The sequence below is a fragment of the Gluconobacter sp. genome (genome assembly GCF_047722525.1).
Lineage (GTDB): Bacteria > Pseudomonadota > Alphaproteobacteria > Acetobacterales > Acetobacteraceae > Gluconobacter.
Genome location: NZ_JBDNYY010000028.1, coordinates 1 through 18,461 on the forward strand (window position 1 = coordinate 1; position 18,461 = coordinate 18,461).

The 18,461-nt window shown below is 62.5% G+C and carries 26 protein-coding genes and 2 pseudogenes; 12 read left to right on the forward strand and 16 right to left on the reverse strand.

Annotated elements, in window-relative coordinates:
• The 7 genes and pseudogenes from ABF859_RS13765 to ABF859_RS13795 form a co-directional block, all read left to right on the forward strand.
• Positions 1–81: pseudogene (locus ABF859_RS13765) on the forward strand (LPS export ABC transporter ATP-binding protein); the annotation flags it as partial.
• Positions 82–90: 9 nt separating this feature from the next.
• Positions 91–1,407, forward strand: a complete 1,317-nt coding sequence (gene rpoN / locus ABF859_RS13770; protein WP_415528274.1) for an RNA polymerase factor sigma-54 — start codon at positions 91–93, stop codon at positions 1,405–1,407.
• Positions 1,408–1,550: 143 nt separating this feature from the next.
• Positions 1,551–1,793 carry a hypothetical protein gene (locus tag ABF859_RS13775; RefSeq protein ID WP_415528275.1) on the forward strand — a complete coding sequence of 81 codons (243 nt, stop codon included), beginning with the start codon at positions 1,551–1,553 and terminating at the stop codon, positions 1,791–1,793.
• Positions 1,794–1,797: 4 nt separating this feature from the next.
• The gene (locus ABF859_RS13780; protein ID WP_415528276.1) at positions 1,798–1,956 is read left to right on the forward strand and encodes a hypothetical protein; all 159 of its coding nucleotides are present in this window, start codon (positions 1,798–1,800) and stop codon (positions 1,954–1,956) included.
• Positions 1,957–2,151: 195 nt separating this feature from the next.
• Positions 2,152–2,529, forward strand: coding sequence for a hypothetical protein (locus tag ABF859_RS13785; protein ID WP_415528277.1), 378 nt, complete (start codon positions 2,152–2,154; stop codon positions 2,527–2,529).
• Entirely contained in the window at positions 2,529–2,723 is a 195-nt protein-coding gene (locus ABF859_RS13790; RefSeq protein WP_415528279.1) for a helix-turn-helix transcriptional regulator, read from the forward strand. Before ABF859_RS13785 ends, ABF859_RS13790 begins: the two co-directional genes overlap by 1 nt.
• A 4-nt stretch (positions 2,724–2,727) precedes the next feature.
• Positions 2,728–3,666, forward strand: coding sequence for an alpha/beta fold hydrolase (locus tag ABF859_RS13795; protein ID WP_415528280.1), 939 nt, complete (start codon positions 2,728–2,730; stop codon positions 3,664–3,666).
• 97 nt (positions 3,667–3,763) lie between these two features.
• On the opposite strand, the gene ABF859_RS13800 is transcribed toward ABF859_RS13795, so the two are convergent.
• From ABF859_RS13800 to ABF859_RS13810, 3 genes are all read right to left on the reverse strand, one after another.
• Positions 3,764–4,126: a RidA family protein gene (locus tag ABF859_RS13800; protein ID WP_415528281.1), complete on the reverse strand. Its 363-nt coding sequence runs from the start codon at positions 4,124–4,126 to the stop codon at positions 3,764–3,766.
• A 23-nt stretch (positions 4,127–4,149) separates the two neighbouring features.
• Complete coding sequence (locus ABF859_RS13805; protein ID WP_415528282.1) at positions 4,150–4,401, reverse strand: DUF1150 family protein; 252 nt, start codon at positions 4,399–4,401, stop codon at positions 4,150–4,152.
• Between the two features lie 90 nt (positions 4,402–4,491).
• Positions 4,492–5,004, reverse strand: a complete 513-nt coding sequence (locus ABF859_RS13810) for an Hsp20 family protein (RefSeq protein WP_415528283.1) — start codon at positions 5,002–5,004, stop codon at positions 4,492–4,494.
• Positions 5,005–5,217: 213 nt separating this feature from the next.
• Here ABF859_RS13810 and def point away from each other — a divergent pair, with 213 nt between their 5' ends.
• From def to truA, 3 genes are all read left to right on the forward strand, one after another.
• Positions 5,218–5,772 carry a peptide deformylase gene (gene def / locus ABF859_RS13815; protein ID WP_415528285.1) on the forward strand — a complete coding sequence of 185 codons (555 nt, stop codon included), beginning with the start codon at positions 5,218–5,220 and terminating at the stop codon, positions 5,770–5,772.
• 7 nt (positions 5,773–5,779) lie between these two features.
• Positions 5,780–6,694 (forward strand): methionyl-tRNA formyltransferase, encoded by a 915-nt coding sequence (gene fmt, locus ABF859_RS13820; RefSeq protein ID WP_415528286.1) that lies wholly within the window; start codon positions 5,780–5,782, stop codon positions 6,692–6,694.
• Between the two features lie 64 nt (positions 6,695–6,758).
• On the forward strand, positions 6,759–7,514 hold the full coding sequence (gene truA / locus ABF859_RS13825) for a tRNA pseudouridine(38-40) synthase TruA (protein ID WP_415528297.1): 756 nt from the start codon (positions 6,759–6,761) through the stop codon (positions 7,512–7,514).
• On the opposite strand, the gene ABF859_RS13830 is transcribed toward truA, so the two are convergent.
• The 4 genes from ABF859_RS13830 to ABF859_RS13845 form a co-directional block, all read right to left on the reverse strand.
• Positions 7,511–8,134 (reverse strand): hypothetical protein, encoded by a 624-nt coding sequence (locus tag ABF859_RS13830; RefSeq protein WP_415528287.1) that lies wholly within the window; start codon positions 8,132–8,134, stop codon positions 7,511–7,513. The two genes, truA and ABF859_RS13830, sit on opposite strands and share 4 nt — an antisense overlap.
• Positions 8,131–9,276 (reverse strand): succinyl-diaminopimelate desuccinylase, encoded by a 1,146-nt coding sequence (gene dapE / locus ABF859_RS13835; protein ID WP_415528288.1) that lies wholly within the window; start codon positions 9,274–9,276, stop codon positions 8,131–8,133. Before dapE ends, ABF859_RS13830 begins: the two co-directional genes overlap by 4 nt.
• A 4-nt stretch (positions 9,277–9,280) precedes the next feature.
• Positions 9,281–10,111, reverse strand: coding sequence for a 2,3,4,5-tetrahydropyridine-2,6-dicarboxylate N-succinyltransferase (dapD, locus tag ABF859_RS13840; RefSeq protein ID WP_415528298.1), 831 nt, complete (start codon positions 10,109–10,111; stop codon positions 9,281–9,283).
• A 194-nt stretch (positions 10,112–10,305) separates the two neighbouring features.
• Positions 10,306–11,031, reverse strand: coding sequence for a hypothetical protein (locus ABF859_RS13845; RefSeq protein ID WP_415528289.1), 726 nt, complete (start codon positions 11,029–11,031; stop codon positions 10,306–10,308).
• Positions 11,032–11,034: 3 nt separating this feature from the next.
• Between ABF859_RS13845 and ABF859_RS13850 the strand changes: the two are divergent.
• A pseudogene (locus ABF859_RS13850) lies at positions 11,035–11,583 on the forward strand (GGDEF domain-containing protein); the annotation flags it as partial.
• A gap of 135 nt (positions 11,584–11,718) precedes the next feature.
• On the opposite strand, the gene argB reads toward ABF859_RS13850, so the two are convergent.
• From argB to rpmH, 6 genes are all read right to left on the reverse strand, one after another.
• Complete coding sequence (argB, locus tag ABF859_RS13855; RefSeq protein ID WP_415528290.1) at positions 11,719–12,654, reverse strand: acetylglutamate kinase; 936 nt, start codon at positions 12,652–12,654, stop codon at positions 11,719–11,721.
• Positions 12,651–13,334: a ribosome biogenesis GTP-binding protein YihA/YsxC gene (gene yihA, locus ABF859_RS13860; RefSeq protein WP_415528291.1), complete on the reverse strand. Its 684-nt coding sequence runs from the start codon at positions 13,332–13,334 to the stop codon at positions 12,651–12,653. Before yihA ends, argB begins: the two co-directional genes overlap by 4 nt.
• 11 nt (positions 13,335–13,345) lie before the next feature.
• Entirely contained in the window at positions 13,346–15,085 is a 1,740-nt protein-coding gene (yidC, locus tag ABF859_RS13865) for a membrane protein insertase YidC (RefSeq protein WP_415528299.1), read from the reverse strand.
• 90 nt (positions 15,086–15,175) lie between these two features.
• The gene (gene yidD / locus ABF859_RS13870; RefSeq protein ID WP_415528292.1) at positions 15,176–15,427 is read right to left on the reverse strand and encodes a membrane protein insertion efficiency factor YidD; all 252 of its coding nucleotides are present in this window, start codon (positions 15,425–15,427) and stop codon (positions 15,176–15,178) included.
• Complete coding sequence (gene rnpA / locus ABF859_RS13875) at positions 15,424–15,798, reverse strand: ribonuclease P protein component (RefSeq protein ID WP_415528293.1); 375 nt, start codon at positions 15,796–15,798, stop codon at positions 15,424–15,426. Before rnpA ends, yidD begins: the two co-directional genes overlap by 4 nt.
• Positions 15,799–15,836: 38 nt before the next feature.
• On the reverse strand, positions 15,837–15,971 hold the full coding sequence (rpmH, locus tag ABF859_RS13880) for a 50S ribosomal protein L34 (protein WP_062033507.1): 135 nt from the start codon (positions 15,969–15,971) through the stop codon (positions 15,837–15,839).
• Between the two features lie 146 nt (positions 15,972–16,117).
• Between rpmH and ABF859_RS13885 the strand changes: the two genes are divergently transcribed.
• The gene (locus tag ABF859_RS13885; RefSeq protein WP_415528294.1) at positions 16,118–16,366 is read left to right on the forward strand and encodes a hypothetical protein; all 249 of its coding nucleotides are present in this window, start codon (positions 16,118–16,120) and stop codon (positions 16,364–16,366) included.
• Here the strand turns inward: ABF859_RS13885 and gloA are convergent.
• From gloA to lpxA, 3 genes are read right to left on the reverse strand one after another with little or no spacing between them, the layout of a single operon-like run.
• Positions 16,350–16,739, reverse strand: coding sequence for a lactoylglutathione lyase (gene gloA / locus ABF859_RS13890; protein WP_415528295.1), 390 nt, complete (start codon positions 16,737–16,739; stop codon positions 16,350–16,352). The genes ABF859_RS13885 and gloA overlap by 17 nt on opposite strands.
• On the reverse strand, positions 16,736–17,581 hold the full coding sequence (locus tag ABF859_RS13895; protein ID WP_415528296.1) for an LpxI family protein: 846 nt from the start codon (positions 17,579–17,581) through the stop codon (positions 16,736–16,738). The genes gloA and ABF859_RS13895 overlap by 4 nt, the downstream gene beginning before the upstream one ends.
• Before the next feature lie 2 nt (positions 17,582–17,583).
• A complete protein-coding gene (lpxA, locus tag ABF859_RS13900; RefSeq protein ID WP_011253342.1) occupies positions 17,584–18,441 on the reverse strand; it encodes an acyl-ACP--UDP-N-acetylglucosamine O-acyltransferase in 858 nt (285 codons plus the stop codon).
• Positions 18,442–18,461 lie beyond the last annotated feature (20 nt).

An 18,461-nucleotide genomic window follows, 5' to 3' on the forward strand; every position in this document is an offset into this window, starting at 1 on the left:
CTGATGGAAGGCACCCCCGAAGCCATCGTCGCGAACGAAGACGTCCGCCGGGTCTATCTCGGAGAGAATTTCTCGCTGTAACATGCCGGGATGCTTGTCCCGGGCCTGATCCAGCGTCAGTCGCAGTCTCTCGTCATGACGCCCCAGTTGCGTCAGGCGATTGCGCTGCTGCAATATACGCAGACCGATCTCGCCCAGCATCTCCGACAGATCTGCGAAACCAACCCGCTCCTCATCCTGGAGCCCGGCGACACAGTCCCCGACCCGACACCGTCTCCGGACGACTTCCACGACGATGACCCGGACCGCTTCACCACCGCGCCCGAACGCCCGGAAGCGGCAGCCCCGCCCCCGTCCGACCGCGACGAGCTGATCCTCCAGATCTGCCTCTCCATTGCCCCGGATGAGCAGTACGCTGCCATCCACCTGCTGGACTGTCTCGACGAAACCGGCCGCCTGCCCGTCTCCGTTCCGGATCTCGCCACAGAACTCGGCGTGGACGCACGGAAACTCGAAGCGATCCGCCAGACTCTCATGTATCTCGAACCCGTGGGTCTTTTCGCACGCTCACTCGAAGAATGTCTGGCCGCTCAGCTTCGGGTTCGCAATCGCCTCGATCCCGCGATGCAGACCCTGCTCGACAATCTGGATCTGCTCGCCCGACGGGACTGGCGCAGGCTGCGCGAAAAATGCGCCCTCGATCAGGACGACCTGCTGGACATGCTCACCGAAATCCAGGCGCTGGATCCACGCCCCGGCCTCAACCTGCCGCCCCCCGCGCCACCCATCGAACCCGACCTGATCGTCCGCCCCAATGGCACCGGCTTCCGCCTGACCCTCAACACGCGCCTGCTGCCGAAACTCCGCCTCGACGACACGATGCGTGCGCAACTCGACAGCCAGACGGAGGCTGGAAAAGCCCTTCTCGCCTACGCCACCGAAGCCACGGCCCTGATCCGTGCGCTAGACAGCCGCAAACAGTCGCTCCTGACTGTCGGCCGCGCCATCGTCCAGCATCAGGCCACTTTCCTGCGCGACGGCCCGATCGCCCTGCGCCCCCTGACCATGCGCGAAATTGCTGAACGAACGGAACTGCACGAAAGCAGCGTCAGCCGCATCGTCAGCAGCAAATACATCGACACCCCGCACGGCACCGTCCCGCTGAAAATGTTCTTCTCAACCGCCCTCACATCCGAAGACGGCACCACCCAGAGCGCCCACGCCATCCAGCATCGCCTTCAGGCGCTGGTGGCCGCCGAAGGCGACGCCGTCCTGTCAGACGATGCTCTGACAACCCTTCTGCAAAAGGAAGGCTTCTCCATCCAGCGCCGCACTGTTGCCAAATATCGCGAAGGTCTCGGCATCGCGAAATCCAGTCAGCGCAAAAGACTGCGCCGCACATCCTGAGAAACCAGAGGGCTTTTCCTCACGCCGATACGAGCCGGAACACACTAATTTCCCGGATCTCCATTGAAAATTATTTGTGTCAAACCATGTTTAACAGACAGACGGCAGCCGTCATGGGTGCTGAATTGACAGGAATATTTCTCATGTCCAACGATCCCGTCCCCCACGAATCTTCAAGCCTGCATCATCTTGCCGAAAAGGCACACCGTCAGCCCAAGCTGCTGACGAAAGGCGAAGTCGAGGAACTGGCTCATTTCGTTCTCAAGGGGGCTGAAGGTGCGACCGAGGAGCAGAAGGAAATCGCCAAACGCGCCCTTCGCAATCCCGAAGGCATCGAAAGTTCCGACATTACCGCCCTCGCCACCCAGATCCTGACAAGGAAGTAAGTCCATGACCGGCCAGTCCCACAAACTCCCCTCCCAGCAGAAACTCGAACACCGCCTGAAAGAAGTCGAACGCGACCTTGCCCGCGCTGAGAAATCAGACCCGGAGCGCATCCACGCCCTCGAAGCCGAAATCAGGAAAATCAAGTCCGAACTTCAGGACTGATCTCTCCAGTCCTGCAAGGCCTTCTGACAGCCACTCTTTTTTCGGGACGTGCAGGACAACCATGGGAACGTCTTCGGTCATTATCCAATCGCGAACAGCTTGCCCTTTCATGTCCGGGACTTTCCCCATCATGTAAAGGATGCTTGACATGAAACAGCCCTCCTGAGTAAAGGAACCTTTACAGGGAGGGCTCTCATGTTTCGATCAAGACAGTATCTTTTCGAACTCGGTGGCGCGCTGGCACTCTATGCGGGCCTGCTGATCGCTGCCGCGGCTCTGGAGCATGCGCTGCACCCCGAAGGCATTCCCAGACTGCTGATCAATCTGGTGCCGATGCTCGGCGCCTTTGCCGCGGCATGGGCCATTCTGCGCGGGTTGTGGCGGATGGACGAGATGCAACGGCGCATCCAGTTGGACGCCATTGCGATCTCTTTCCTTGGAACGGCCCTCATCACGTTCGCCTGGGGGTTTGCCGAGGGTGCGGGCCTTCCCCACCTGCGGGCGTTTCAGGTCTGGCCCATCATGGGCACCCTCTGGGGCCTGGGGCTTGTGATTGCCCGACGGCGCTACTGATGGACAACCGGATCAGGGAACTGAGGCGCGAGCGCGACTGGAGTCAGGGCGATCTGGCCGAAGCGCTGTCGGTCTCGCGCCAGACCGTCAATGCCATCGAGAACGGCCGGTACGACCCCAGCCTCCCCCTGGCATTCACCATCGCAAGAGTTTTCGGCCTGCGGATCGAAGACATTTTCCAGCCGGAACCGTGACAGCATGAAAAACACCCTGCACGTCCGAACCCTTTTTGCAGCCGGCCTGATTGCCATCTCCATGCCACTGAGCTCCCCAGCGCACCCCGTCTCTTCTCCGCCGTCCGTCCAGACATACGGGAACATTTCGGTCGCCGTGGAAGGGGCCGGGCCGGATATTATCCTCATCCCCGGACTGGCCTCCTCGCGCAACGTCTGGAGCGGTCTCGCCAGCGGGTTGCGCCAGCATCACCGCCTTCATCTGGTTCAGGTGGCAGGCTTTGCCGGTTCTCCCGCTCTACCGGGCCAGAACACGCAGGTCGCAGCGTCTGCCGCCGAAGCAATCGCAGATTACATCCAGCACCGGCATATCAGGGCGCCAGTCATCATTGGCCATTCCCTCGGCGGTGAAGTGGCGCTCATGCTGGGCGCGCGTCACCCGGGACTGGTCAGTCGCCTCATGATCGTCGATGCCCTGCCCTTTTACACCCTGCTGCTCGATCCCACGGCTACCAGCGAGACAGCCAGACCCCGCGCAACAGCGTTTCGGACAGCTCTGCTTGCGACGCCCGATGCGCAGATGGAAGCCTCCCAGACCGCTACCATCGCTCGTCTCGCCAAAACCGAAGCAGCCCGACCCGCTCTGCTCAAAACGTTCCTCGCTTCAGATCGCAAGACCGTGGCGGATGCCACCTATGAACTGATGACGACCGATCTACGTCCCGAACTCAGCCACATCACGGCCCCCGTCGATGTCGTCTATGCGTATGACCCCCTTTATGAGGTTCCCCCATCGCGGATCGACACGCTTTTCCACATGGTCTACGCCGCAGCGCCACAGGTTCGTTTCAGACGGATCGACGGCAGTTTCCACTTCATCATGCTGGACCAGCCTGAAATATTCTCACAGGCTGTCCAGAACTTCCTTGACGCAGATCGTCCCGAGAAATCGTCACCTCCCTAAAGAACTGTCCTGCACCACAGGCATCTGGACCCAAAAAAGCCGCCTTCCCGAACCGGAAGAGCGGCTTTTTTGTTCCCGGAAAATCCGGAAACGCCGATTATTTCAGCGCGGCAACCGCTGTCATCTCAACGCGCCATTCCGGCACAGCCAGCTTCGCTTCGACCGTCGCCCGCGCAGGCTTGGCCGACGGATCCAGCCACGCATCCCAGGCCCGGTTCATCGCGCCAATCTCCCCGATATCCGTCAGGAAAATCTGCACCGACAGGATCCGGCTCTTGTCCGTCCCCAACGACGCCAGAAGTGAATCGATCTGGCGCAGGATATCGATCGTCTGCCCTTCCGTATCGAGGCTGGCATCATCCGCAACCTGACCGGCCAGATAAGCCAGCCCGTTATGGACAACCACGCCCGCAAGGCGCTCTTCTTCGAGATGACGGGAAATATCGGCGTTCTTGCTCACGGGCCTAAACCTTCCGGGTGGTTTTACTGAAGCAGAGTCGGAATCATCTCATGTTCGAGGATCGCATCGAGTGCGCTCTCCTCATCGTCCGCGACAGCCATCGGCGTCCCGTCAGCGGCATGGATGGCCACGACCAGTTCCCCGTCATGCATGACGGATTTGACATAGGCGAGATGGGACATGCCCAGCGTCAGGAGCTGCGGCCCCGTGATGCGGCGCAGATCCGCAGGGAGTTTTTCGTCCGAACGATCACCGTTTTCGAAGGGATTGTTCAAGTCAGGTTCCTTCTGGAGCCGAAGCGGTCCATGCCGTCCGGCCTTGGGTTCAGTCTGTAAAAAATGCGGTCGGCACAAATGCGACCGGAACTATTCGTCGTCGATGTCACGCGCCGGACGTGGGGTTCGACGGGCCTTCACGACAGGCGGCACCACCTCGTGATGGACCGTCGACCCCGGCGGCGGGCTGCGACGCCCCTGCGAAATGGCAATCCGCTTGACCCGCACTTCCGGCTCCGGACGCAGGAGATCGATATGCAACAGGCCGTTATCAAGCCATGCCCCACCGATTTCGATGCCTTCCGCCAGCACGAACGCCTTGTGGAACTGCCGCGCCGCAATCCCGCGATGCAGGAAAATGCGTCCCTGACTATCATCCGCCTGACGTCCGCGGATCACAAGCTGGTTATCTTCCTGCGTGATCTGCAGGTCGTCCATCACGAAACCCGCCACAGCCAGCGTGATGCGCAGGGCCGTGGAGCTGAGCTGCTCGATATTGTAAGGGGGATACCCGTCGGACGTCGATTTGGCGGCACGCTCGAGCATCTGCTCGAGGTGATCGAAACCGAGGAACATCGGGGACGTGAACAGGCGACCGGACATAGGACGAAGCCTCCTCCATGAGCGAGACATAAAACAGAACCGGTCCCATCATGCGGCAACCGGCTGACCCTACGATATGGTGTCCCCGCCTGCGGATGCAAGCTCTCCCGCTGCATACCCGCGCACAACACGACGCAGAACCTGCGTCCCGCCTCCATCCCAACCCGGGATTGGGACTGGCATTTGGCGCCCGCGCTCGCTACATCGCAGGGTATGAGCGAATTCGATTTCCTGTCCGGCATCGACAATGTGCCGCCCACCCCGATCCTGATCGCCCCCCAGCCCGTGCTGCGGGAGGTCACCCGCGACGTGCGCCCCGAGGACATCGCCTTCATCCGCGAGCAGCTTCCGGGCATGTTTTCCGCCATGTACAAGGCCCCCGGTATCGGCCTCGCCGCCCCACAGGTCGGGCTTGGCATGCGCTTCGCCCTGGTGGACGTGGCCGAGGAAGACGCCCCGCGCGAGCCCATGCTGCTGATCAACCCGGAAATCGTCACGGATTCCGAGCAGATGGCCGTCCGCGAGGAAGGCTGCCTTTCCCTGCCGAACCAGTATGCCGAAGTCGTCCGCCCCGAATCGATCCGCGTGCGCTACCGCAATCTCGCGGGCGAGACGATCGAGCGTGACGCGTCCGGCCTGCTCGCCACCTGCATCCAGCATGAGATGGACCACCTCGACGGCATCCTGTTCGTCGATCACCTCTCGACGCTCAAGCGCAACATGATCATGCGCCGCCTCGCCAAAGAGCAGAAACTCGGAAGGCGCTGATTTCCTGATGCGGCTGATTTTCATGGGAACGCCGGACTTCTCGGTCCCGGCACTGCACGCCCTGCTCAATGCCGGTCACGAAGTGGTCGCGGTCTATACGCAGCCCCCCCGCCCGGCAGGACGCGGCAAGGCGCTGCGCCGCTCGCCGGTCCATGAAGCCGCTGAGGCCGCAGGAATCGAGGTCCGCACGCCTGCGCGCGTCCGTCGGGACACCGCCGAACACGAAGCCTTCGCCGCCCTGAACGCCGATGCCGCCGTGGTCGCCGCCTATGGCCTCATCCTGCCAAAAGCGATGCTGGACGCCCCGCGTCTGGGGTGCATGAACATCCATGCCAGCCTCCTGCCCCGCTGGCGCGGTGCGTCGCCCATCCAGTCTGCCATCGTCGCAGGCGACACCCAGAGCGGCGTCTCCATCATGCAGATGGATGAAGGCCTCGACACCGGCGCGGTCCTGCTGGAAGAAGCCACCCCCATCAGCGCGACTGACACCGCCAGCACGCTGCATGACCGCCTGTCCGAAATCGGCGGCCGTCTGGTCGTCCGCGCGCTCGCCGAACAGCCCACACCCGTGCCGCAGCCCGAAGACGGCGTCACCTACGCCGAGCGCTTGACCCGCGACCACGGCCGCATCGACTGGACGCGCAGCGCACCAGAAATCGACCGCCAGATCCGCGGCCTCACCCCCTGGCCCGGCGCCTTCACAACGCTCGACGGCGTGGTCGTGAAAATCGGCGCAGCCGCCCCGCTGCCCACCGAGACCCACAGCGCCTCCCCCGGTACAACGCTGGACGATGCCCTAACCATCGCCTGTGGCACCGGAGCCCTGCGCATTGACCGCCTGCAGAAACCCGGCCGCAGCATGATGTCCGCCTCCGACTTCCTGCGCGGCCAGCCCGTGCCGAAAGGCACCCGCCTTGTCTGATACGCAGGCTGCGGAGCCTCTCGCTGAACCCGCCGCCGAGCCCACGGCTCGGAACCGCTGGGCCCTGCGCATCGAATATGACGGCACCGGCTATCTCGGCTGGCAGAAACAGAACGACGGCACCTCCATTCAGGGCCTGATTGAAGCCGCCGCTTCGAAACTGGTCCGCAACCGCGCCGTCCCCAGCATCACCGCTGGACGCACGGATGCTGGCGTGCACGCCGCAGGCATGGTCATCCATCTCGATTTCCCGGATGACGCCCCGATCGACGCCCGGCAGATCCGAGACGGTATGAGCTACCACCTCAAGCCCCACCGCGTCGTTGTACTGGAAGCAGCCAGGGTCGGCCCCGAATGGAACGCGCGTTTCTCGGCCACATGGCGCAGCTACCGCTACACCATCCTCAACCGCCCCGCCCGCCCGGGCCTGATGGAAAACCGCGTCTGGCACATCAAGCGCCCGCTGGACGTAACCCTCATGCAGCAGGCCGCGAACCACCTTCTCGGCCTGCATGACTTCACATCTTTCCGCGCCGTCGCCTGTCAGGCCCGAAGCCCCATCCGCACGCTGGACGTCCTGAACATCCACCGCGATGGGGAACTGGTCATGATCGATACGAAGGCACGCTCCTTCCTGCACCATCAGGTCCGCAACATGGCCGGCACCCTGATGATGATCGGCTCACGCCAGTGGCCGGTCGAAAAGATCATTGAAATTCTGGAAGCAAAAGACCGCTGCGCGGCCGGGCAGACAGCCCCTCCCGAGGGGCTCTGCCTGATGGATGTCGGCTATCCCGACAATCCCTTCAACCGCTCCTAGGACGACAGCCCGAGCAGATCCACAACCGCATTGTAATGCGGCGGCAGCAGCCACAACACCCAGAGCAGTAATGCCACCGGCAGGGTTTGCAGGACGGTCATGACAAATGCCTGCCACCCCGTCGTCACAAGCCCGACCTTCGTCACATACCAGGTCAGCCATAGCGTATAGAACTGCGCCCCGAAGGCGAGGCCCCCCATCGCCTGGCTGGACGCCGCTGCCCCCGGCATCACCAGACGCAGCACACCCTGCGCCATGATCAGCATGACCAGCGGCAGCCAGCCGCACCACAAAGACGCCGTGGCATACCGCGTCCACAGTCCCTTACGGCTCAGGGCGCCTGCATAAAGCTCTGACACCACAAGCTGCACCAGCGTGCACACCAGCGGCACCACAGCCCGCACCAGCCCCATGATCCGTTCTGCAGAGGGCAGCAGGAACGCCATCCACACACCAATGACCGCAAGCGCAACCGTCGGCGCCAGCGCGGCAAACAGCGCGCCCGCCCCCGGAGCGAAACAGTTGATCCCTTCGGACCGCCCCCGCCCCAGCAGCCACACGCCCAGCGGAATGGCCATGTTCCCGGTGGGAGGCAACGGACCCGGCCGGCCGGAACTCACAATCCGTATCCTTCCATGAACGCCAGATAGATCCGCGTCAGATCTTCCAGCGTCCCAAGCTCCACATGCTCGTCACGCTTGTGCATGGTCGCACCCACAAGTCCGAATTCCGCAACCTCGCAGTACTGCGAGATGAACCGCGCGTCCGACGTCCCCCCGCCCGTATCCAGTTGAGGCGTCCGCCCCGTCACTGTCCGCACGGCCTCCGACAGACACGTCACCGCATCCCCGGGCTGCGTCAGGAACGCCTCTCCACTGACGGAGACCTGCACATCCGCCGAGGGCGCATGACGCCGGACCACATCCTCGATCCATCGTGTCAGATGGGCCCCGGTGTGCAGATCATTGAACCGGATATTCAGCCGTCCGACAGCCTGCGCCGGAATGACATTGGTCGCACCATTCCCGACATCAATGCTCGTGACCTGGAGGGAAGACGGTGCAAACCATTCGCTCCCTGCATCCAGTTCCCGTGCCGTCAGTTCGGAAAATGCCGCCAGAAGACGATGGACCGGATTATCCGCCAGATGGGGATAGGCCACATGCCCCTGCGTCCCATGCACGGTCACAACCGCATTCATGCTGCCACGACGCCCGATCTTGATGACATCACCCAGAGCCTCGGGGTTCGTCGGCTCTCCCAGCAGACAGAAATCCGGAAGCTCATCCCGCTCAGCCAGCCATTCAATAACCGGCTTCGTCCCGAAATGCGCCGGGCCTTCCTCGTCACCCGTAATCAGCAACGAGACGGAACCTTTCAGAGCCCCCTGCTCCAGACGCCGAGCAACAGCCGCAACGAAACAGGCTACGCCCCCCTTCATGTCCGCAATCCCGCGTCCATAAAGCCGGTCACCCTGAATCACGGCCGCAAACGGATCATGCGCCCAGCCCTCACCCGGCGGCACGACATCCGTATGCCCGGCAAAACAGAGCGAAGGATGCCCATCGCCCAGCCGCGCATACAGATTCGGGGTCTGGGCCCCTACCGGCCCGAAAGGCAGATGAAACGTCTCGAACCCCATCCCCTCAAGCACACCCGCCAACAGAGCCTGAGCCCCGCCATCAGCGGGGGTCACGGATGGACAGCGCAGCAGATCCCGGGCCAGCGCCACAGGATCGGTCGGCAGCGATGATCCCGACACGAAATCAGTCGCGCAGCAGATCGTTGATGGACGTCTTGGAGCGCGTCCGCTCATCCACACGCTTGACGATCACCGCACAGGCCAGCGACGGCAGACCCGGCTCCTTCGGCGGCAGCGTGCCCGGCACAACCACGGAATAGGCCGGAACCCGCCCCATGAAGACCTCACCCGTCGCACGGTCCACGATCTTCGTGGAGGCCCCCAGGAATACGCCCATCGACAGGACGGAACCCTTCTCGACGATCACGCCCTCGGCCACTTCCGAGCGCGCGCCAATGAAGCAGTCATCTTCAATGATGACCGGAGCAGCCTGTAACGGCTCCAGAACACCACCAATGCCCGCACCACCGCTGATATGGCAGTTCTTGCCGATCTGGGCGCAGGATCCGACCGTCGCCCAGGTGTCGATCATCGTGCCGCTGTCGACGCGCGCGCCGACATTCACGAAGCTCGGCATCAGCACCACATTCGGCGCGATGAATGCGGAACGGCGCACGATTGCACCCGGCACAGCACGGAAACCGGCCTCGGCGAAGCGGAACTGGTCCCAGCCATCAAACTTCAGCGGAACCTTGTCGAACGCTGGCTCGCCACCACAACCACGCTCCATGACGCGACTGTCATTCAGACGGAAAGAAAGCAGGACAGCCTTCTTCAGCCATTCATGAACAGTCCAGCCGTTTTCGGAAGGTTCGGCCACCCGCAGGGTGCCGGCATCAAGCGCGGCAAGGGCTTTTTCCACGATGTCGCGGTCTTCGCCTTCCGTACGGGCGCTGAGAGTCGTACGGCGCTCCCAGAGAGCTTCGATGGCATTACGAAGGGGTGCATTCGGCATCATGTCGGTCCGGTAAGAAGAAGCAGAAATCCGCCGGACCATGCGGTTCCGGGCGTTTCATGTCAACGCATCTTTGCCCCGGGACACACCCGGCCCCGGCCGCGTATTGTTAATGACTTCTTAACTCGCCGCGCTTATGAAAACACATGGGGCTTTGACCGACTGGCCCGACCAAGAGTTCTCTGCGGGATATGTCACCCTTGCCTGATATGCGCGCCCTGTTGTCCCAGTTCATGAACAACCCCTCCCCCGAGAGGTCCCCGCAGGATCTGCGGAACATGCTGGCGTCCACACTCGAAAGCAGGGAACGCTGGCGCTCCCTGCTCTATCAGGCTGTCGATCTCGTCTTCGAAACCGACAGCCGCGGCCGCATCATCCTGATTTCCCCCGAAACATGGCTGGGACAGCCCACTACCACCCTGATCGGCCACCCCTTCAGCGCCCTGTGCGGCACCGTGGACATCCTGCAACCCCACGCCGGCACGCCCGTCCGGATCATGACCCCACAAGGCTCCCCTCTGACCGTCATCCTGTCCTCCTGCCCGTTCAGCGACAGCGAAGGCCAGGTGACCGGAACACGCGGCACGCTCAAGGTAGTCTCTTCCGCCATTGGCGGCACCCCATCCCTCACATCCGCCCCGCCGGAAAACGATTCCGCGCCCTTCCCGGAACATGCGGGGGTCGCAATCCTCGCAGCCGTAACGACCGCACTGCGCAAGGCCATCGTCCCGAGACTGGCCTCGGCTACCGCGATGGAGGCCCTTCTGGCCCCCCTGTCCGCAGAAGGCGCCCTGCTGGATACGTCGACTCCGAAAAGTTTCCTCTTCCTCTCTTCGACGCTCCCCGATGACATTCAGGACGTCCTTTCCATACACCCCGGCCAGACCGGGAGCAGCGTCTTCAGAACCGGCACCCGTCACGCCATGATCTGCCGGGAAAACATCCGCAGCCTCAGAGAGCTCTGCCTCGTTGTCTGGCGCTCCGAACCCTGGTCCTCACAGGACCGTCAGCTCTGCCAGACAGCCTGCTCCCTGCTGTCCGGGTTCTGGGAGCTGGACAGCATCCACCGCCGGATCCTGACCGATTGCGACTACGATATTTCGTCGAATCTGCTGAACTGGAATGGCCTGAAAGCGGAAATCGAACGTCGCGCCCGCCGGCTGGATCAGGAAACACTGGCTGCCACCCTGATCATTGCCCGTATTCCCGGCCTGACGGAACTTGCCAGAACACGCGGTTTCGAAGCTGGCGAGGAGGCCCTGAGACAGTGCGTCGCCCTCCTGCGCACCGCCGTCCGCCCGACCGACGCCATCGCCCGCATCAGCAGCAACACCTTCGCGCTCTGGATGGATGGCGGAGACCGTTTCGCCGCCGCAGAACGTGCCGAGCGCATGACGGCCCACGGAATCCCCCTCCTGATCGATCCCCCAGTCCATCTGCCACTGCAACTGGGGCTGGTCTCACGCGAAGCCAATGCCGGGGAAACACCCGAAAGCCTGCTGGAACGCGGCATGCAGGCCCTTCAGGAAGGCGTGGCCGAAAACAGAAAATGGCGCTTCTCACACGAAGCGCCACAATCCTCAGTCCAGGTCCTCTGCGTCGGCCACTTATGCCTTGATGAGCGTCCCCGGGCCGGCCCGCGTGAACAGTTCCAGCAGACAGCTATGCGGCACGCGACCATCGAGAATGACCGCGGCTTTCGCCCCCTTCTGCACTGCTTCGAGGCAGGTCTCGACCTTGGGGATCATGCCCCCCGAGATCGATCCATCCGCAATACGGCGCCGGGCCTCATCCGCACTCAGCTCTTCAATGAGCTTGCCGTTCTCGTCCAGCACTCCCGGCACATCCGTCAGCATCAGCAGACGCGACGCATGCACGGCACCAGCAATCGCACCCGCCGCCGTATCGGCATTGATGTTGTAGGTCTCGCCATCATGCCCCACACCTACCGGCGCGATCACGGGGATCAGCCCGGCGCCCAGCAACGCGTACAGAACCCGTGGATCAATCTTTTCTGGCTGCCCGACAAAGCCCAGATCAATGACCTTCTCGATCTCGCTGTCCGGATCACGCCTGGTCCGGGTCAGGCGGCGCGCCTGGATCAGGCCCCCATCCTTGCCGGAAATGCCAACGGCCAGGGCACCGGCCCGGTTGATCAGTTCGGCCACCTGCTTGTTGACGCTGCCCGACAGGACCATCTCGATCACTTCGACCATTGACCTGTCCGTGACCCGAAGCCCGTCGATGAATTCCGAGCGGATCTTCAGCCGGTCCAGCATGGCGCTGATCTGCGGGCCACCGCCATGCACCACGATCGGATTGATCCCGACCAGCTTGAGCAGGGCGATGTCATAGCCGAAAGCATGGGCCAGCTTGCCCTCACCCATGGCATGACCGCCATATTTGACGACAATCGTGTCCCCGGCATAGCGGCGCAGGAACGGCAGCGCACTGGAGAGAATGGCAGCCTGCTGCTGGGCCTCTTCCGCATTCACGGCGGGCGGCACCTCTGGCAGCTTGTCGCTATGAGTCTTTCTGGTCATGATCCGGACTGTCCTTCCCCTGAAGTCTGGAGTGGCACGGCAAAGCGGGCAATTTCCGCCCGCAAATCCTCGATCCCGAACCCGGTCTCGCTGCTGGTGGCAATAATGCGCGGATAGGCAGCGGCATGTTTGAGCGCCAGCGCCTCGACTTCAGCAATCTTCGCAGCCAGTGCTTTCGGCTTCACCTGATCGCACTTGGTCAGCACGATCTGGAATACCACGGCCGCCCGGTCCAGCAGTTCCATGACATCCCTGTCCGACGCCTTGAGCTCGATCCGGGCGTCCAGAAGCAGGATGACCCTCTCCAACGTCGTCCGTCCCCGGAGATAGGCGAACATCATGTCCTGCCAGTCTTCCTTGACCGACTTCGCCGCCTTCGCAAATCCGTAGCCCGGCATATCCACCAGAGACAGCCGGTCGGCCAGATTGAAGAAGTTGAGTTGCTTCGTCCGCCCTGGTTCGGACGAGGCCCGTGCCAGCGCACGACGCCCCGTCAGCGCATTGATGATGCTCGACTTGCCCACATTGGACCGTCCGGCAAACGCCACTTCCGGTCGGCCGACAGGCGGGAGCTGGTCGATCTTCTGCGAACCGAAAAAGAACTCACATTCCCCCGCGAACAGAAGCCGTCCATCCTCGATCTGGGCCTCGGTTGGAGGTCCCGGGATTTCTTTGATCATGTCTCTGGCCGTCAGGTCCGTGATACCGGAACGGGCAGACCCGTCCGGCGCTGGATGAACATCTGCTGCGCCACCGTCAGCAGGTTGTTCCAGGTGTAATAGACCAGAAGACTGGCCGGGAAGCCGGACATGAAGAACACATAAGCCAGCGGCATGAACTGCATGACGCGCGCCTGCGCCGGATCAAGGCTCGCCGTCGAACTGGTCTGGCGCTGCAGCAGCCAGAACGTCAGGCCCAGTGCGGCACCCCAGATGCTGACATGCAGGAACGACGAGTAATGCGTCGGATCGAACGGCAGCAGCCCGAACAGGTTGAACACATTTGTCGGGTCCGGCATCGACAGATCATGGATCCAGCCGAAGAACGGCGCATGACGCGCATCGATGCTGATGTTCAGGATCTTGTACAGACAGAAGAAGATCGGCGCCTGGATCAGCATCGGCAGACAGCCGCTCGCCGGGCTCACCTTCTCCTCACGATACAGCGCCATGACCTTCTGGTTCATGACCATCGGATCGTCCTTGTTCTTCTCCCTGATCTCCTTGACCTTCGGCGCCAGCAGACGCATCCGCGCCGAGGACTGCGCCGCCTTGGAAGCCAGCGGGAAGAGAACGATCTTGACGATCAGCGTCAGCGCCATCAGCGCCAGCCCGAAATTACCCAGATGCAGATACAGCCAGTGCAGCAGCGTAAGCAGCGGACGGGTCAGGAAGCTGAACCAGCCGAAATCGATCGCCTTGTCCAGATCGGGAATCCCGAGCTGTTTGCTGTAACCCTGCAACAGGCTGACAACCTTCGCGCCGGCAAAGACATGGCTCTTCTCGGTGATGGAACCGTTCGGCATGACCTGCTGGGCGCTCTGCGTGGACATCCCCACCTGATACGATCCCGGCGTTCCCGGGACATAGGCGAAGCTCGCCGCAACCGGCGTGCCATCCGCGGGGGCCACGGCCGTCAGCCAGAACTTATCGCTGATGCCATCCCAGCCATTTGTGCCCGTGGACGACCAGGACACATGATCCGGATGGTCAGCCCCCTTGCGCAGGTTCTTGTAGCTCTCGTCCTGCATCCGGCCACCGATCACGGCGATCGGCCCCTCATGCGCGGTGAAAGCCCCTTCCGGCGCATCATAGTCACGCTGCACACGCTGGAACGGCACCAGAGCCACCGGCTGACCCGAATGGTTCTCGACCGTCTGGTTCACGGCGAACATGTAGTGCGCGTCCAGACCGATCTGGATGGAGAACATCAGGCCCTGCCCGTTGTCCCAATGAAGCGTCACAGGATGCTCCGGCGTCAGCGTCTCATCGGAGCTCTCCCAGACCGTATCAAGGCCCGGCACGCGAGCATTGGAGCCCGGGGCATTCGTCCAGCCGATCACGACGAACGTAGGACGTGCGCTTCCCGCCTTGTCCAGCAGCCGCACCAGCGGGCTGTCCTTGGCCAGGGTCTCGCGATATTTCGTGAGGATCAGGTCATCCAGCACAGCGCCCTTCAGATTGAGGGAACCCTGCACATCCGGCCCCGTCACCGGAATACGCCGCGCGGAAGCCTGCGCCCCCGAAACGGCGTCAGATGCCGCGTCAGCAGTCGGTGCAGACGCGACAGGCGCGCTGTTCTGAACCTGCGCTGCAGGCGCGTGGATGACGGGATGAGGATCGTCCTGATGGGGCTTCGGCATGAAATAGTCGAAACCGATCAGGATAAGGGCCGAGAGAAGTGTGGCCGCAATAATGCGCTTGATGTCCATCGGGCGGATGCCGGTCTTTCGTCTCACTGAATAGGGCTTGCGCTTCAAGTGGCCGAAAACCGCATTCAAAACAATAGGTGAAGGGCGTTTTTAATGCCGGTGTGGCTTCGGAGGCAGGTCCACGCCCCCGTCAGACCAAGGATGACAGCGCCCGATCCGGCGCATTGCAAGCCATCCCCCACGCATGGGCCCATGCTCGCGGATCACCGTCATCGCATAGGTACTGCATGTCGGATCGAAGCGGCAGTTCGTGCCAATGAACGGGCTGATGAACAGCTTGTAGGCGTCAATGAGCGACAGCATCAGGGCCGTGGTGGCTTTCCTGATCACGGACGCAGTCATTTCGCCCGGCTCCGGCTTTTGCCGGACTGTCCACGGGGATTTTCCCGGAAATTGACGTCCAGCCCCTTGCGGAGGGCCTGGCGCAGATCATCCTTGAGAAGGGAAAAATCACGCCTCCGGGTCCTGTCCCGTCCGATCAGGACGAAATCGCCGGAAGGCAGACCGTCTTCCCGCGCCACAAGGCGGAGGGCCTCGCGGAGGCGACGACGGGTGCGGTTACGGATGACGGAATTACCGACTTTTTTCGTGACCGTGAAACCCACCCGGGTTTCAGCGGCCCCATCATCCGGCAGAAGCTGCACAACCATGCCGGGAGTGGCAACCTTGCGCCCCTTCCCGGCTACACGCAGGAACTGCGGCCGTTTTTTCAAACGGCCCGGTGTATGGGTCGTGCCGATCTGGGTCGAACTCAGGCAGAGAGCTTCTTGCGGCCCTTGGTGCGACGGTTGGCCAGAACGCGGCGGCCGCCGACGGTTTCGCTGCGCGTACGGAAACCGTGACGACGCTTGCGAACCAGCTTGGAGGGTTGATACGTGCGCTTCATGACGTTGATCCTTAAAAACCAGGCGGACGCCTCTACTGCTGGACATCCGCGTCGATCGGGCGCACGAAACGCCCGGTGATTGAGACCCGGGCTTGTAAGCACGCAGGCCCCGCATGTCAATGCCAGACCTGAAGGAACTTCCACTCATGCCCGAGTCCAGCAAAAGTCCCCCTGCCGCCTCGGCTCCGGACCATAGCCCCAACCATGCCCTGAAGCACGCGGAGGACGTCGCCACCTTCCGCCACGACCTGCGCAATGCGCTGGCCCCGGCCCTGCTCTGTGCTGACGTCCTCGGCACTCACACGGATCCGTCCGTCCGCCAGAATGCCCGGACGATCGTCACAGCGCTGGAAAACGCCCTGAAGCTCCTGAAAAAGTCTACTTCTTCTCGATAAGCTCGATCTTGTAGCCGTCCGGATCCTCGACGAACGCGATGATGACCGTCCCGAACTTCAGCGGGCCGGCCTCACGTGTCACCTTGCCGCCACCGGCGCGGACCGTCTCCACGAGCGCCCCCACATCCGGCACGCCGATCGCGAAATGACCGAACCCCGTTCCGACCTCATAGTCGGTTTCCTGATCCCAGTTGAAGGTCAGTTCGATCTCGGCCTGTCCATGCGCATTATCGGCGAATCCGATGAAAACGAGCGTATAACGTCCTTCCCGCACTTCCTTGCGGCGAAGTTCCTTCATTCCCAGCAACTGATAGAACGCCAGGCTCCGGTCGATGTCCCGAATGCGGACCATCGTATGCAAAAACGTATTCATTCCCTGTCCTTCAGATCTTCCGGCGTCAGCCCATACAGGAACAGACCATAGCGATCCGCCAGCTTCACGCAGCCGGCAGGGTCTGTCATGAGGGTCACTCCGGGCTGGAACGCAACGCCCCGCAATCCGTTCCGGGCCGCGTTCTCGATCGTCTCCGGCCCGATCGTCGGCATGTCCGCCCGAAGGTCCTGCCCCGTCTTGGGCATCTTCACCAGAACGCCGCCACTTCCCGCCTGCATGAGCCGCCCACAGCGCCCCAGCATCGCATCCGTCCCTTCCAGAGCCTCAACCGCCAGCACGAGACCGTTCTGGACAACACACCCCTGACCAATGTCCAGAGCTGCCATCACCTTCAGGACCTCGACACCACGGGCGATATCCTGTTTGGCCTGGGCATCGGGAAGGACGCGGCCGAGGGTTCCGGAGCGGCCGGTGGCATGTTCGAGAAACTCGTGAGCGCCGCGGACATGGAAGCCCTCCTCACCGAGGACACGGACGACGGCTCCGAGCAGTCCATCATCGCCCGAGAAGATGGCGCGGCCCAGCCTGGCCAGAATGCGCGCGCCTTCAGCATCGGGACGGAGGTCACGCCAGGCGGGACGACGCACCGGCCCGATCAGGACCAGTTCGCGGCAGTTGTTCCGTTTGAGGGCACCGAGAATGTCCCCGGCAGCGGCAAGACGGATGATTTCATGCGGATAAGGTTCGAGAAGCGCACGATCGGCGAAATCCCGGAACCCGATAACAAAAACCTTGCGTCCCTTGGCGATGGCTGCTGCGGCGACCTGCGCGGGAAGCGGTCCCGAGCCTGCCAGAATGCCGATGCAACCACGATCCCCCACGATCAGGCGCCTTCGGTTTCGGACTGTCCTTCCTGACGCGCAACGCGGGTCAGGCCTCGACGGCTGGGGGCTTCCATGAAGTCCAGCATCTCGGCGATGCGGGGGAGATGCCCGTATTCCTGACGGACTTCGGCAATCCGGGCTTCCAGAACGGACTCCGTCGCGCCATGGCGCGGGTAAAGCGTCCGGAAGGCGCGGCGCATGGCCTGCATTTCCTCAGGGCCAACACCGGAACGCTTCAGGCCGATCCAGTTCAGTCCGACCAGACGGGCGCGATTCCCCAGAACGCTTCCGTAAGGAATGACATCCATTTCCACACCGCAGACACCGCCAACAACGGCACCACGGCCGATCCGGACGAACTGGTGCAGCGCAGCCGAGCCCATGATTTTGGCGTCATCGTCAATCTCGACATGGCCACCCATCACGACATTGTTGACGATGATGACACGGTCACCGAGGACGCAATCATGGGCGACATGTGAATTGGCCATGATCAGGCAGTTCGCGCCGATCCGCGTCAGGGCATGCCCCTGCGCGGTGCCACGGTGAATCGTCACGTTTTCACGGATGACGGTATTGGCCCCAACCTCGCACAGCGTCGGTTCGCCGGCGTATTTGAGATCCTGCGGCGCCAGACCGATCGTCACGAACGGATAGACTTCCACGCCTTCACGCAGGGTCGTGTAGCCGTCCACAAGAACGGACGCGTGCAGACAGACCCCGTCACCGATCGTGACATTGGGACCGACCAGGCACCAGGGGCCAATGCGCACGTTCTCCCCGATGCGCGCACGCGGGTCGACGATGGCGGTCGCATGGATTTCGGCGGTTTCGGGGCGCTTGCCTGCCATCTGCATCAGGGTCAACCCATGATCAT

Coding starts and splice junctions, on each gene's coding strand:
- rpoN (WP_415528274.1), top strand. CDS start 91: ATGCTTGTCCCGGGCCTGATCCAGCGTCAGTCGCAGTCTCTCGTCATG.
- ABF859_RS13775 (WP_415528275.1), top strand. CDS start 1,551: ATGTCCAACGATCCCGTCCCCCACGAATCTTCAAGCCTGCATCATCTT.
- ABF859_RS13780 (WP_415528276.1), top strand. CDS start 1,798: ATGACCGGCCAGTCCCACAAACTCCCCTCCCAGCAGAAACTCGAACAC.
- ABF859_RS13785 (WP_415528277.1), top strand. CDS start 2,152: ATGTTTCGATCAAGACAGTATCTTTTCGAACTCGGTGGCGCGCTGGCA.
- ABF859_RS13790 (WP_415528279.1), top strand. CDS start 2,529: ATGGACAACCGGATCAGGGAACTGAGGCGCGAGCGCGACTGGAGTCAG.
- ABF859_RS13795 (WP_415528280.1), top strand. CDS start 2,728: ATGAAAAACACCCTGCACGTCCGAACCCTTTTTGCAGCCGGCCTGATT.
- ABF859_RS13810 (WP_415528283.1), bottom strand. CDS start 5,004: ATGTCCGGTCGCCTGTTCACGTCCCCGATGTTCCTCGGTTTCGATCAC.
- def (WP_415528285.1), top strand. CDS start 5,218: ATGAGCGAATTCGATTTCCTGTCCGGCATCGACAATGTGCCGCCCACC.
- fmt (WP_415528286.1), top strand. CDS start 5,780: ATGCGGCTGATTTTCATGGGAACGCCGGACTTCTCGGTCCCGGCACTG.
- dapD (WP_415528298.1), bottom strand. CDS start 10,111: ATGCCGAATGCACCCCTTCGTAATGCCATCGAAGCTCTCTGGGAGCGC.
- argB (WP_415528290.1), bottom strand. CDS start 12,654: ATGACCAGAAAGACTCATAGCGACAAGCTGCCAGAGGTGCCGCCCGCC.
- yihA (WP_415528291.1), bottom strand. CDS start 13,334: ATGATCAAAGAAATCCCGGGACCTCCAACCGAGGCCCAGATCGAGGAT.
- yidC (WP_415528299.1), bottom strand. CDS start 15,085: ATGGACATCAAGCGCATTATTGCGGCCACACTTCTCTCGGCCCTTATC.
- yidD (WP_415528292.1), bottom strand. CDS start 15,427: ATGACTGCGTCCGTGATCAGGAAAGCCACCACGGCCCTGATGCTGTCG.
- rpmH (WP_062033507.1), bottom strand. CDS start 15,971: ATGAAGCGCACGTATCAACCCTCCAAGCTGGTTCGCAAGCGTCGTCAC.
- ABF859_RS13885 (WP_415528294.1), top strand. CDS start 16,118: ATGCCCGAGTCCAGCAAAAGTCCCCCTGCCGCCTCGGCTCCGGACCAT.
- gloA (WP_415528295.1), bottom strand. CDS start 16,739: ATGAATACGTTTTTGCATACGATGGTCCGCATTCGGGACATCGACCGG.
- lpxA (WP_011253342.1), bottom strand. CDS start 18,441: ATGCAGATGGCAGGCAAGCGCCCCGAAACCGCCGAAATCCATGCGACC.